The sequence below is a fragment of the Halorubrum sp. CGM5_25_10-8B genome, from assembly GCF_005435095.1.
GTDB lineage: Archaea > Halobacteriota > Halobacteria > Halobacteriales > Haloferacaceae > Halorubrum > Halorubrum ezzemoulense.
The window spans coordinates 165,149-179,225 of record NZ_SGTY01000005.1 but is presented as its reverse complement, the minus strand read 5'-3'; the positions used below and the strand labels follow the sequence as shown (position 1 = coordinate 179,225).

Annotated in this window: 10 protein-coding genes and 2 pseudogenes; 6 read left to right on the top strand and 6 right to left on the bottom strand. The window is 54.1% G+C overall.

Annotated features, from left to right (window positions below):
• The 3 genes and pseudogenes from EXE51_RS06425 to EXE51_RS06415 form a co-directional block, all read right to left on the bottom strand.
• Window positions 1–1,281 (bottom strand): annotated as a pseudogene (locus EXE51_RS06425) (RNA-guided endonuclease InsQ/TnpB family protein).
• A gap of 178 nt (window positions 1,282–1,459) precedes the next feature.
• Window positions 1,460–2,203 carry a hypothetical protein gene (locus EXE51_RS06420; protein WP_241990596.1) on the bottom strand — a complete coding sequence of 248 codons (744 nt, stop codon included), beginning with the start codon at window positions 2,201–2,203 and terminating at the stop codon, window positions 1,460–1,462.
• 175 nt (window positions 2,204–2,378) lie between these two features.
• Entirely contained in the window at window positions 2,379–2,822 is a 444-nt protein-coding gene (locus tag EXE51_RS06415; RefSeq protein ID WP_080508728.1) for a DUF3592 domain-containing protein, read from the bottom strand.
• Between the two features lie 504 nt (window positions 2,823–3,326).
• Here EXE51_RS06415 and EXE51_RS06410 point away from each other — a divergent pair.
• A complete protein-coding gene (locus EXE51_RS06410; RefSeq protein WP_094552384.1) occupies window positions 3,327–4,070 on the top strand; it encodes a DUF4097 family beta strand repeat-containing protein in 744 nt (247 codons plus the stop codon).
• Window positions 4,071–4,376: 306 nt separating this feature from the next.
• Entirely contained in the window at window positions 4,377–5,789 is a 1,413-nt protein-coding gene (locus tag EXE51_RS17915) for a DUF6498-containing protein (RefSeq protein ID WP_241990595.1), read from the top strand.
• A 503-nt stretch (window positions 5,790–6,292) separates the two neighbouring features.
• On the opposite strand, the gene EXE51_RS06395 is transcribed toward EXE51_RS17915, so the two are convergent.
• A complete protein-coding gene (locus tag EXE51_RS06395; RefSeq protein ID WP_049933343.1) occupies window positions 6,293–6,880 on the bottom strand; it encodes a hypothetical protein in 588 nt (195 codons plus the stop codon).
• 588 nt (window positions 6,881–7,468) lie between these two features.
• Between EXE51_RS06395 and EXE51_RS06390 the strand changes: the two genes are divergently transcribed.
• Both EXE51_RS06390 and EXE51_RS06385 read left to right on the top strand, forming a co-directional pair.
• Complete coding sequence (locus EXE51_RS06390) at window positions 7,469–8,377, top strand: hypothetical protein (protein WP_241988277.1); 909 nt, start codon at window positions 7,469–7,471, stop codon at window positions 8,375–8,377.
• A gap of 83 nt (window positions 8,378–8,460) precedes the next feature.
• On the top strand, window positions 8,461–8,865 hold the full coding sequence (locus tag EXE51_RS06385; protein WP_137692263.1) for a 3'-5' exonuclease: 405 nt from the start codon (window positions 8,461–8,463) through the stop codon (window positions 8,863–8,865).
• A 547-nt stretch (window positions 8,866–9,412) separates the two neighbouring features.
• Here EXE51_RS06385 and EXE51_RS06380 read toward each other — a convergent pair.
• Both EXE51_RS06380 and EXE51_RS06375 read right to left on the bottom strand, forming a co-directional pair.
• Complete coding sequence (locus EXE51_RS06380; RefSeq protein ID WP_137692262.1) at window positions 9,413–10,261, bottom strand: hypothetical protein; 849 nt, start codon at window positions 10,259–10,261, stop codon at window positions 9,413–9,415.
• A 189-nt stretch (window positions 10,262–10,450) separates the two neighbouring features.
• Window positions 10,451–11,923, bottom strand: coding sequence for a pentapeptide repeat-containing protein (locus EXE51_RS06375; RefSeq protein WP_080508708.1), 1,473 nt, complete (start codon window positions 11,921–11,923; stop codon window positions 10,451–10,453).
• Between the two features lie 198 nt (window positions 11,924–12,121).
• Between EXE51_RS06375 and EXE51_RS06370 the strand changes: the two genes are divergently transcribed.
• Window positions 12,122–13,390: an RNA-guided endonuclease TnpB family protein gene (locus EXE51_RS06370; RefSeq protein ID WP_137692261.1), complete on the top strand. Its 1,269-nt coding sequence runs from the start codon at window positions 12,122–12,124 to the stop codon at window positions 13,388–13,390.
• A gap of 51 nt (window positions 13,391–13,441) precedes the next feature.
• Window positions 13,442–13,948 (top strand): annotated as a pseudogene (locus tag EXE51_RS06365) (serine hydrolase domain-containing protein); the annotation flags it as partial.
• Window positions 13,949–14,077 lie beyond the last annotated feature (129 nt).

Genomic DNA, 14,077 nt, shown 5'->3' with positions numbered 1-14,077 from the left:
TTACGACGTGACCTGTTCTTGAGGTACAAACGCACCAGTTTCTTTGTCAAACAAGAACGTCGATGGCTGTGCCAACCAGCCGTTACTCCTATCACCGCCATCCGTGGCAGGACTTGGAGATACTTTCTGCCGAATGTTCTCAGCACCGTTCACGTCCGCGTTCGCCACAGTCTCGCACTCATCGCAGACATACAGTCCGCGTTCAACACGGTTTGCGTCACGCTTCCGACCACGGCACGAACACGACTTCGAGGTATCCCGCTCAGACACTTGTTCAACCGTAATACCTTCCATTTCGGCTTTGTATTCGAGAAGGTCTGTGAAACGGTCGAACGCCCACGAGTGTAGATCAAGATTCCCGTGTATGCCCCAGTCCTTTGACTCGGCGTTCTCCTCATCCTCACGGATGCCAGAGAGATCTCCCACCACGATAGTTCCAACTTCCTCGTCAACACACCGCTGGACGATACGTTTCGAGAGTGTGTGGAAGTAGTGGGTACGGCGAGCCGATTTCTTCTGGTTCAGCCCGGTGGCCTGATCGGAATTCGAGTCGTCACACAGAGCGATTCGCTTGCTGAAGTAGTAGTCGTCCTGTTTCAAGCAGTTCAGCGGGTACAGCTCGCTGTGACCGTCTTCATACGCGAGCGCGGCAAAGTTGTTAATACCGAGATCAACACCCACCGTCTTCTCACCGGGGGCTTCATCCACGTCGATCTCGACCTTACAGACGAAGTGTAGTTCCCAGTCGTCGCCCGTCCACACAATCTTAGCTTGTTGGACGTTCTCCACGGCGGAGAGGTCAACGTCGGGGCGAGTTTGGTACGTACACAGGACAAAATCCGACCAGTACTCTTTCAGGTTCGATCCTTTTGAGAGTCGGACGCGGTTGTACTGGGTATCGAGTTTGAAGCCAGCGGCTTTGAACGTGACTGTGGAACGCGGGTGTTCGTCGCCGTGTTTACGGTAGCCGGGCGGGTTCGCTCTCGTGTCTCCGTTACGTCGTTTGCCGTACCAGTCGTTGAACGCCTCAGCGAGTTCTTGAAGGACTCGCTGACTTGACTGCGAATACAGGTCATCATAGCGTTCGTGGGTTTTGAGGTACGTGGTGAGTTCGTTGTGGTTGGGAATGTGACCGATTTCATCCCAGATCCGACTACACGTCCACCGTCCGACGTTCCAGAGTTTCGAGGCGGCGAACCCGAGCGAATCAAGGTCGTCTTACACCCGAGACTGGTTCCGTATGGAAGCAGTATAGGTGCGGGTAACGACCTGTTTCGCTATACGTAACCTATGTAGACTAACTTGCTTGAAGCTATGTATTTGCTCAGCGTGGAATATCCAGCCGTGCCATCGAACGGTGGACTGTGACGGGTAGTGTCGGATTCATCCCCGCGCTAAAACGCGAGGCTTTCTCCTCAATTCTCCGTAACCGTACCACTGCGATTACCGTCGATACAATCTACGATGTCACCATCTCTTTTTTACTCTCTCGCAGTTGGGTGAACGCTTCTGCTAGGGTCGCAAGGATGAGTAGCGAAAACGGGAGTCCGACAACACCAGACAGCAGGATTCCTATTCCTTCCCCGGCAATGGCACCGACCACTAACGATGTCATGGCTGTTAACACACCTGAGATGAGCCCAATCCCAGCGACAACTACTAATAATAATCCGAACAGCCGCAGCCAATGACCGCGTGTTAGCTGCCAGCTATTCCGAAAACCGGCGATGAAGTTCTTGTCCTCTACCGCGACGTACACGAGCGTAAAGATGAACGCAACGTATGCGATGATTCCAGGAATAACAAAGAGCACTGACCCGACGAGCATGAGAACCGCGTATATGAGCCCCCCAACAAGCGAGTTCAGGACGACCGGCACAATGTTTCGCGTGTAGTACTCTGACGGAATTTCCTGTGTATGACCGCCGACAAACGTTCGAATCGTGACAATCGTGAGCCATTGAAGCCCCAGCAACAGGAGAATAGCTGCGCTCACGGAAACAGCAAGCGGGGCGTCGATTGCCGGGAGAGCTACGTTCCCTGTCGGCGTACCTGACTGCTCAAGCCCCGTGACGACAGCACTATAAAACGGAATCTGCCACGCAGCCCCGATCAGCAAATATGCGACCAGCAACAGCAAGCCGTTACGATTCGCGACACGGCTGATTCCTCCCGCAAGCGATGAACCAATATTGAGTGTCACGCTAGATCCATCTCGTGTTGATGTGATACATTGTACTGACGCGTTTCACTATCTGAAACTCGGCGTTTCACGGAGGCGTGTTGGAACTTATCAGGTGCGAGACTTAGAGCCAGAATATGAAGTAGTAATTTAGCAACCAAGCGGAAGGACATCACCCTAACGGAGCGGTTCGAGGTTAAGAAGCGACGGATTTGTAGACTGGTCTTCCGATCAGGAATAGGCCTAAGATGCCGAATATAAGTGGTAGAGGGCTACTCTGTTTCTTAAGATACGATTTCGAGGGCGAGCCTTGTACGACATAGGCCGTGGTTGTCTCCCCGACATTGTACCGGTCAATTCTGTCTCCCGCGGCAGTCCTTGTGTCGGACGCTTTTGTTCCTATTCCCGGTCTGATGTTGTCGGAAGTGTATTCGGTTCCGTTGTACGTGTAGCTGTAAGTGACGTGGGGGGTGTACCTGTCCCCCCTTTTTGAGGAATCCATGGTGACTTCTTTGCTCTCTACCGTGGCTTCAATCTGTACCCCGGATGAGAGACTTTGTTGCTGAGAGTATCCCATGTATCCAGCAACTCCGAGCAGCACAATCCCCAGTATTATACTTATCAGAGACAGCTTCGACATATTGGCGATTGTTTAGACTATTGAATAGTAATTTCGACGTATTTCTCACTACGCAACACATACAGCTCTCATTAACCGCTGTTTCAGGCGAAAATATATCTGAAGAATGGGATTTCAACAGATCCTTTCTCCGTAATTTTACTACTGTGATGGCGTTATAGTGTACACTATGGAATCGGTGAGATGCCGACCCGAACCACAAGGGGCGGTGAACTGCGGAGGTTCACCCGGCAATGACACGGATTCCGATGGGGCGTTGTTGACCGCGCCACAGCCGTATAAAGGAGAGAAAACGAGAGTTTCGCCCGTATGTTTGGGGGGTTCCCCATGAGGCGGGTTGAAACCAAAGGGCACTGACAGCCCGAATCCGGTGGACGGATTCCACGTCCTTCAGGGCGTGGAAGAGGTCAATAGCTAAGCAGCCACCCACCGGTTTGCGAGTACGTGCTTCTGAGCCTGAGACACGAGTAGCCGATTTATTATCGATGTATGCCATGGGCCCGTATGAGCAGTCCTGACTGGGCGGGACAAAGACTGTCGAGACGCAATCTGCTTGGTGCGTGTATCGCTGCCGGAACTGCCACTCTCGCAGGATGTACGTCCGGATCTCTCGAGGCTGAAACTACGGTTACCAGAGAGTATGACGGAACCGACATCTCAGAAATTAATGTCCAAGGCGTAAACGGTGACATTGCGATTCGTGATACACAGCGTGAGACGATCCAGCTCAACGGCACAAAGCGGGCAGCAAGCGAAGATGATCTAGAACGCATCACGCTACAAGCCGACCAATCCGACGATCGCCTGTCGCTCACCGTTGACACGGAGGATAGTGGCTTCCTTCCCTTCGGTTCGTCCCCGCTACAGATGGATCTGACACTGACCGTTCCTGAAGGATTACACCTTACTGCTGAGGGGATGAACGGTGATGTCGATATAGAAACTAGCGGGGCCGAGAGCGTCACTGCCGATACAACAAACGGTGATATCACACTTTTAGCATCTGAACTTGTTGAAGTCCAGACCGACACCACAAACGGTGATATCTCAATTACCCTGCCAGCAACCGCGGAGCCAGCAATATCGCTTGACACAACCAATGGCGACACCACAATCAACGGGTTCCAAGCAGATTTAACTGAGTCCGGGTCAGCGGTCGACCGGATGGTTGGAAACGGTACGCACCGTGTTACAGCAACTACTACGAACGGTGATATTACTATCCGCGGTAGGGAGAGAAACGAATGATCAGGTGGTTCCAATCAAAGGACCTTGCGGTTCAATTGATAATCCTCGCAGTAGTTTTTGACCCGCTAGGATTTGCTAGCGGGTATTTGATTGCTCCCTCCTTGGAGATCGCTCCGCTCTATGGTGGAATAGCCGGCCTAATTGCCGGGAGTTCGGTGCTTTCTATTCATGTGCTTTACACATCTATGAATAAATAAGTAAGATATCATTTGTGTCGAGTCAGTCAGTCGAGAACCCGGAGAGATCAGCCACGACAAACACGTAAACATCGACGCAATATCACGGGAACATATCTACCACGAGCAAATGATTCGCGATATGCGCGGTGTGCCCTCCACGGTACCGAACCGATCAGCTACAGATCTTGTGATCATCGGTACAAATCTGCTCCCTTTGGCTGGCATAGTCTATAGCGATTGGAATGTTTGGACTCTTTTGCTACTCTACTGGATTGAAGCATTTAGCACGGTCCTCTTCGGCGTGCTAAAGTCGTTGTTCGCAAAGCAAGGATCCCCCGATGTTGTCGGAGAACGAGAACCCCTTCATGAACTACGGCACAAACGAGGTGGCTGGCGCCCTCTCTCAACGCTTCCACCAATATATCCCCGCAATGTGCCCTTCGCATTGTCAATCCTCGGTATCTGGGCTTCTACCATACTGCCTATTACGATACTCTCCTGGGTGCTGGTTGAGACATCGATAGCGCTTTCTTGGGAGGTCGCTGTAAGTGTTGGTGCCCTCATAGTCGCACACGGCATCGAGTTTCACCGTGAGTATCTGGGAGCCAAGACATACAAGAATGTGTCCGCCCGTGAAATTCTACAACAACCGTCCCAGCTCACGCTTGGGGTGATGTTTTTGGGGATAATCGGCCTGTCAATGGGCCAATCAGCCGGAGTAACTGTACTTGGAGGATTTGTGATTGTTAAGACAATTCTCGCTGTATCGTGGGAATCTACCGGTCCAATAGCAAGCGCATTTCAAGAGCTCTTTGACCGACTCAGTGCTGACCGTGAGTTTAGTCGGTCACAACCAGAGCTAAGCCTCCCGGATGAGCCGGTTGAGGCGCGAGTGACAGTCAGCCCGCAATCTGTCCTACTTGGAAGCAGTACCACGATACTACTCACGGTGGTTAATCGCGGTGTCGCGCTGCTGCTGGCTGGTGTTGTCGCCGCAATAGTTACAGCGCGTTTTTTATGGGTCGGCATTGGCCTCACCGTGCTACTGGGAATTTTTATTATCCGCGCCGGGAGCTACTACTTCCGGTACGGCACTATTGAGTACCAACGGCGTGGTGAGATGCTTGTCGCGTACGACACCGTACTTGATGCGCCACAGTGGCTGGTTCCGATTCACTCGCGAGCACGATTTGAAATCAAGAACGCCATTCCTGACCGCCTATTTGGTACCGGAACACTACAGATTTCAAACGTTGAGACAGCCCCGACAAACACAGTTCAGTTTGGTCCTGTCGCTGATCTTGACCACGCGACCGAGACACTTGATCTGCCGATCAGACACGAGGAACGCCCTGAGCAGGATCCCGCAGTCGTGGGTGCCGCACTCGTGTTGGCACTAGTTTTCCTTAGTGTTCCACTACTGCTGCTTGGCTCCCCTCAGGTGAGTGGCGCAGAAATGGCAGCTGTCATGGTGTTGATCGCACCGTTTTTTATGATTTTACTCAGCGTCCTCATATATGCGATGCTCGCTCGAATCTAAATGATCTGCGAGGGCAAGCTCATCGACCCACCGGGGTCGAAGAGAGGCCAAACACTCGACCCATGTTTTATATACTCAAGATACCGTTCAATCACTTCTCCCGACACCGCTCCCGTCGTTCCTGCGTAGCATCCGGTTGTAACCCCACAGAGCGGGAAATTGTATCAGCTGTTGAGAGTTTCAACAGAGCCGAAGGTGTCATAGAACGTTTCACACAGAATTATGTTTCACTCCAGCATTCGATGAACTGTCTGGTAAGTAGGGTTGTGGGGGTGTCATAGAACTCTTCTCACACCTCGTTGACTGACCTGTGGATCACTCAGTACAGAGGATTCATACACCAGAGTCGACCGACGCCTCCTTCATTTCTGTTAGGAACGCTTTGCGAGATACAGAGCGTGAGTTCAGCAATCAAACCGATTCCGCCTTACCGGGGAGCAGTAAATATAACCGTTAGATAACTGGTGGAGTTGTCCAAACAATTCGGTGGCGTCTGCGATGGATCAATTGCCCTGGATTGCATCGATAACCACTGTTGCCACCACAATCGGATCTATCGGAACCGAACTACTATCGCTGAGCTTGATCTCGTATTGGTCACGTATTGCGAAATCGCTCTCAATAGTACCAATAGAATTGCCGGCTGCATCAGCTATCTCGAAGTTGTGCCCGATAAATTGTCCCACTGGCAGGAACTTTCGAGCTATAGTGATAAGTCCACCACCCGAGGTGACTTTGGCGACAAGGGAGCCGTCCTGAGCATCGTGGATCCGCCAGGTGTCTTGGAAGAAAGAAAAGTCATTATCCAGAACGACGAGATCATCTCCAGTCTGGCTATCTGTTAGCAGGTAGTCACCAGCGATATCCAGCGTACCACTAGGCGCTATAGTCAGCAACTCATTATCGTCGTCATCAACGAAGGAAGTTTCCCCCTCGTACGTATTATAAGTACAGCGGAATATTGTCTGTCCAGTGATATTTCTGGCTTCATACTCAGGTCGAAAGTTCTTGTCCTGTCCTGTCTGTTCGACTGTATATTTGTTGCTAGATAGGCCAAGGCCAGTAATCTCGTATTGTTGTGGTGTTTCCATCTTCTGAATGTTGTCTCGACAACATATAAATCCGGGATATCCTACCCGAGGTGATGTGAGTCAACTCAATTCATTTCGCTCGTTTCCGGCGTTCTCTGTGGAAACAGTCCGCAAGACTCGCGCTCTGTACCTCGCACGAGTCTTCAAACATTATCTCAAACTATCAAGAATCTCAGCGGTCAATTCGCAAGCGCGTTTTATCGGCTGATTCGGCTGTGAATTCACGAATCTCCATTTGGTAGGAGTCGGGAGGGCCCTGACCGGCAGCCTGCTGTTGTTCATATCGGGGCAATCAGTTCCTGCTCTGACGGCGCTCACTCTTGCAGCAATCACTGGATTTTCTTTTACCGGATGGCCGAAAATCAAGGAGGAGGTTCCGGAGTAGCACGGTTCGTCAATTCACTGTATTTACCAGCGCAATAGAGTCAAGCAAGGTTTGAGAACAGTTGTATGACAGCCTCACAGAGCCGGCTAAGTCAAAAGTGTATGATAAGTAGACGAGTTCTAACTAGATTGTATTTATCGCTGCTGTTGCGGGCTGTGTAACACGGCCCCCAGCTATTTGCCAGAAAGAGAACGACTTCTGATATGGAACGAAAAGCGCTCGCAGCGCTCGGCTTACTGGCGCTAGTGGCGCTCGCAGGCTGCTCAGCAACAGGATCGTTGTCGATGGAGGCCGCCAACGACGCGGAGATAGCAGAAGCCGCCAGCCGGCCGGCCGTCGTGGACAGTCCGGCCCCCGACGACCGACGGGTGGTTCGAGAGGCGATCGAGAATGGCTCGGGGACAGCCACGGCTACTGATCCGCCGGTCCAACGGGGATTACCGCTCGCATACGAGGGCAGCTACTACGAGATCGACTGGAACGTCACCGGCACCGGGCCCGGGACCGCATTCGCTGTCGGCGTCGATCTCAACGGGACGGCGCCAGCCGACCAGACCGTCGGATTCGAGGAACTCTCAGAGCGTGACCGCCGACTGTTGGGTAATCTACTCACGGCTATGAGCGAGCGTGAGCCCCGGCTCAGTCCCGGCCCCGAAATCGCCATCCCAGAGGAGTACACAATGTCAGAAACCAACGAGAGCGTGTTGTTGTCCGGCGAGTACAGCGCCGTTCGGTACAATGGCACCGTCTACCCCTTCGTGCTGGAGGAACGCAGAGAAGAAACCCTGACTCGGTACCGTTACACCGTCGGTAGGGTCGCCGAAAGCACTAACGCGTACGCGCAGCAGCTTCGCGATGAGCATCTATTCAGACTGTCAGGGCTCTCGGAAGGCGAGCGGTCAGTAATGAATGAGGCGATCAACGGTGTCTATTACGCCGAGGGCACCGACGACGAGTCGTTCCAGTCGATAATGGACCAGTTCTCGGCGGAGTCGGCGATTGAGGCTGACAGCTACGATGGCACCTGGCTGGTGCGCTACGATGGGAAGGTGTACACCGCGGACCTTTCGTACGGCGGTTTCGACCAAGACGAGCGACCCATTGCCGGGTAGTACCGGCTCTGCCTACCCAGATAGCCTACTACCCTGACGGCCTCGGGGTGTCGAGGCCACAACGGACATGTCTCCCGACCGCCATGGACCTCGCCGGTCTCAGCGTTGTCCATGTGAAACGGTCGCAATCGGGGGTCGGTCACCATGAGCCAGAGACGCCCGGGAACGATGCCCAGTACGAGACATTCGCCCGCAGCAATCACGGAATCTCAGACGAGCAGGACCTCGTCACGACGGCGTTCAGCTATATCGACGAACTCGACGGCGACGTGCTCGTGGGCTACAACGGGATCGACTTCAACATGGATTTTCTTGCCAAGCGATGCGCCCACTTCGATCTGGCGCCGTCACCACCAGCCCTCCAGACATCGGGCCAGCATATCAACCTCTTCACTGATCGAAAGGCAGCGTGTGGCGCAGGCGAAAAGTGGCCCTCGCTTGAAGACTGTCTCGACAGTTACGGGTACCCGGTCCCGAAGACGACCTGAAACGGCGTCCCGCTCGATAATTCCCGCTTCGGCGACGAGTTTGGGCCAGCATTTCTAGACGTCGTCGCAACTGGTGATGAGCGAGTGATCACTGGGTATCGTGAGGTCCTCGACCACTACCTGAAAACCGATCTTGAGGCCAACATTGCGCTCTACTACGCTGACCAAGGGCTCTCTTTTGACCCAGTTATGCTCGGTGTGCTCGGAGAATTTACTACAGAACTGCCTTGAGAACCCTTTCGGGGGACGGTCTTTCCACAGTCGATCTGCGAAGAGACGAAACCGCTGGCATCAAGCTCGTGAACGCACTCAATGCTGGTGGGTACCCACCGATAAGTTTGGCAGGGCGAGTCTCCCACTCATCCACGCGGTACCACAGAACTCGCGGATCATCTGAAGACCGCCTCTCTTCACCGACTACCCCTGAGTCGGCTATCCCTCGACGGTCCTCGAGCATTACACACCGAGCAGCCCGCATTGAAGCTACGAAAACAGTCTGTGGGTTACGTGCTACCGTCTGAGGTGACACCCAAACGTGAGGCCTGTTTCACCCACGTTCCATTACCCACTCCCGTTCAACATCTCCACTCGACTCATCACTACTGTCAGGGTCGCTCTCGGTGTCAGCCAAGGCAGCAGTGCTACGATTGAACCCTCCAGACGGGTTAGTAATGTCCACCATCAACCGTGGGTACCAGCGGGAAGTCTCGGCTTGTAGCTGAACGTGTAATCGATCCGCTTCTGAGATGATATCCTCCCGCCATTCGCGGCGCCTCTGAAAGTTAGACTCGAACTCATTGAGGACTCCTTGGACTGGATTCCCCGCCTCCAGTTGCCGATGGAGGTGTTCAGCCCAAGAGTCATTCAGTCGGTCCCAGAAGTCGATGTTGAAATCCCGTTCCGCACCCGTTTCCTCGATCTGTGATCGGATCTCCTCACGGAGTTGTGCCGGTGAATCCCTAGAGAACAGGGCAGGCCCGCACAAGTGGATCCATTCGACATCCTGGATGTAATGGCCATCGAGATTATCCGCACGACACGCGTTTTTGAATTGTGCTTGCCTGCCGTTTGTCCGCGTGAGTCGCTCCGGCAGCAGCATGCCCGTGTCAACGTCTGATTCTCGAATCGCTTCGCGTAACTCTCCTTCAAGCTCTGCGTCGAATTTCTGGAATTCACGGAGATCGCGCTCAAACGCAGCGATATCGGCTCGTAGTTCCTCACTCACCTGTGCCCGCTGCCACGGCTGAACAGTCTCCCACTCCACCTCGATAGATGCCCCCCGCCCGATTAATTTACAGCCGGATGCGATTTGGTAGAGATCGTCTCTAACGTCGGAGAGGGCGGTGTTCACTTCCGTCGCTCGGCGGTCGTACATGGTGTACACGACAGTGAACATGACTGAGAGCGCAGTGAGCGAAACTGTGACCGCTGTCGCGGGATCAATCCCGATCCCGATCTGACTGGGTACCCGCCCATCCCGAAGCGACTGCCAGTCGACCGACTCCAAAATCAGCACCTCAATACCTTCTCGGAGAGAGGTACTCGTTTCGGCGTGGTCGGGAAGAGAGGAACCATCCATGAGTGATCAGAGTGTCTGTAATCGCTGGGCGACGAGGACGGCGAAGACACCGAGCAAAACCAAGCCGATCGTCGACTCGATCGTCACGAGCATCGTCCCGATCCGGGTCGCCTCGACTACGCTCGTCGTTACGCCGGGGCTAAACGCTTGGAGGCTGAACACCAGCGCCCCGATGAGGTCTGTCTCTCCCGGTACCACACCGATCCCAATCGTAGTATATACAACCGCAAAATAGGCGACCACCACAATGCTCGTTGTCAGTACCCGTGCCGGCCGTTGTCCGTGTCCCGTCACCACTCCGTTCAGTAGGAGTCCGAAATAGCGTCCGTACTGACCGTCGAGCTGTGCTTGTCTGCGTTGGAGTGTGTAGTACTCCGACCGACGCCGAAACGCGGCGTCAGTTAGATCCTCATCCTCAAGCAACCCCACAAGCGTTCGGTACAAGCCGAGCATTTCTGGAACCTCGAGACCCCTCTGTTCAAGCTCGGTCAGCGAGGGGAACCGAGTACTCCGGTTGATCGACGCGTCCTGTAATCGAACGCCACTGAGATCACTCTCCTGTAGTGTTGCTCCATCGAGGACCGCACCTGAGAGATCGGCATTCTTGAGGCTACTCCCGGTAAGATCACTATCGGTAAGGTCGGTACCGGACAGGTCAGCCCCACGAAAGCTAGCGTCATTAAAAGTACACTCTCGACAGCGAGCACCCGAAAGTCGCGTAGCATCAAATTCGACACTCACAGCGGATGTCCCATTTAGTGTGGCATCGCGGAGATCACACATTGCGAACGAGCCAGTATCAAGTGCTGTCCGTCGGATAACCGCCCCTCGAACGCGGCACCCTTCAACTCGAATATCACCGACATCAGTCGTGATGAGTATCGCGTCGGAAAGATCAGTGTCAGTGGCTCTGATAGCCCCGCATATTGTCTCCGTCAGATCAATCCCCGTAGCAACGGTATCATCGAGTGTGAGGCTATCGACAGTCGCTCGGGTAAACACCACATCGTCGAGGTTGCTATTACGAAACTCAACCCCTGCGTCCGCGACCGTCTGATTCAGTACTGCGTCCTCGAACGACGAATCGATGGCAGTAAACCCATCAAGTCGCGCCTCACTCAGCTCCGCCTGTTGGAACGTCGATGCGACGACGGACGCATCAGTGAAATCACACCCGTCGAGTTCTGTCCGAGCAAGGTCACACTCGCGGATCGTCGCTCCGGCGAAGGTCGAGTCGCTGAGATCAACACCGGCACTAAACTCCACCCCTCGGAGTGTCGCGTTGGCGAGCTCGGCACCACGCAACTTTGTGTCGGGTGGAACCGTATCCGGAAATCCATCTGTCGGCCGCTCACTCTCTGGACAGTGCCAGACGCACAATCCTGTATCCGACATCGACGGCTGGGTACAGCGGTACTGACTCTCATTGTCCTCAGCCGCACTGAGTGTAAACGAACACTGGCCCCACCCTCCACTCATTCGCTCTGTCTATCTACCGGGTCTCATATATGTGTACCGCTGAATTATGGAAGATTCAAGGCTAAAACCCCGCCCTTCAGGGCGGGGATACAGCCGACAATTCCTCCACTAACCACGTTCGATGGCACTGCTGGATATTCCACACTCAGTCGTTACTTTAACACGTAATCTTCTATAACTAGTTACGAACACAGTCTGATGCTGGAGACCACTCGTACCTATCGGGCGAAAATCGTCAACCACTCTCAGGTGAGTGGCGACCTTGACCAGTGTGGGTTCTCTGCATCAAAACTGTGGAACGTCGCCCGATACTACACACAAGGTCGGTGGGATGAAGACGGGGAAATACCTGACGACGGCGAACTCAAATCCGAACTCAAGGAACACGAACGATACAGTGACCTACATTCTCAGTCAAGTCAGCGAGTTCTCGAAGAGCTTGCTGAGTCGTTCACCAGTTGGTACAAAGCACGCCAACGCGGAGATGAGGACGCCAACCCACCCGGCTATCGCAAACACGGCGACGAACACCCGCGCTCCACCGTGACGTGGAAGCAGAAGGGCATCAAGCACGATTCCAAACACAACAAACTCCGACTGAGCAAGGGCTTCAACCTGAAGAACCACCGCTCAGACTTCATCCTGTGTGAGTACGAGACGCGACCGGACGTGACCGTGGAGAACATCCAGCAAGTGCGAGCCGTGTGGAACGGCGACAACTGGGAACTTCACCTCGTCTGTAAGGTCGAGATACCTGTTGAGGACGCACCCGGCGAGAAGACGGCGGGTATCGACCTTGGCATCAAGAACTACCTCGCTATCGCCTACGACGACGGTGAGGCAGAGTTGTATCCGGAGAATGTGCTGAAACAAGACAAGCACTACTTCACCCGCGACGAGTACGACACAGAGGGCGAGAATGGCCCGTCGCGCCGTGCCCTTCGTGCCCGTCAGAAACTCTCACGCCGGAAAGACCACTTCCTTCACTCACTCGGCAAGCACGTCGTAGAGCGGTGTATCGACCACGAGGTCGGACACATCGCCATCGGTGACTTGAGCAAGATTCGTGAGGACGAGAACGGTGAGTCTCGGAACTGGGGTCGAAGTGGAAACAAGAAGCTCCACGGTTGGGAGTTCGACCACTTCACCACGTTGCTCGAATACAAGGCTGAGGAACACGGTATCCTCGTTGACCGAAAGAGCGAGCGCGACACGTCGAAGACGTGTTCGTGTTGTGGTCGGAAGTGTGACTCAAACCGTGTGGAGCGTGGTTTGTACGTCTGTGAGTCGTGCGGTACAACGATGAATGCGGACGTGAATGGCGCGGTGAATATTCGCAGAAAGATAACTCAGAATCCCCCCACACGGGATATGAGTAACGGTCGTTTGGCACGGCCAGTAGCCTACCTGTTCAACCAAACCTCTGGGTCGTTCCACCCGAGGGAACAGGTGGGTTGCGAATCTTAATATCCCAACGCTCGGGAATCCTCGCCCTTCAGGGCGGGGAGGATGTCAACCGGCTTCGAGATGTACGACCGCTGCCGCGATCCCGGTGAGGGGTTAGGGATCCCGGCGTCCGAATCAGCGGACGCGTTCAATAATGAAGCCGTTCGACGGGCAGTGATCCCAGCAGCAAACGGTATCAGCACTGCGCGAGATATGGCCCGATTTTACGCGTGTATAGCTAATGGCGGCGAAATCGATGGCACGCGCCTGCTCGATGCGGAGACAGTTTCCGAAGCGACCAAGACTCACGCTGAAACAGACGCAGACGGCACACTCTCCCGGCCAGCCCGGTATGGGCTCGGATTTTGGACCGGCGGACTGGCGAATGACATGTCCGGATCCTTCAGCCGCGAGCGGATGTTCGGCCATGCCGGGCTCGGGAGTATCTTCGGCTGGGGGGATCCGGAACTCAACGTTGGCTTCGCATACGTCACCAACGGCATCCGCGAGGAATCATGGGAGCACGCCGCTCGCATCAGTGGAATGTCCGATGCTGTCCGATTAGCGCTCTATGAGTGAGGTCTCGCAGGATTTGACTTTCCTTGATAGGGTACTTTCGGCCTATCTGAGCTTATTGAATCCCTGGCTTGTTGATGTGTTTTAGCGGTCCTGCTGAATACAGGGCGCTTATCGGTCACGACACTGATT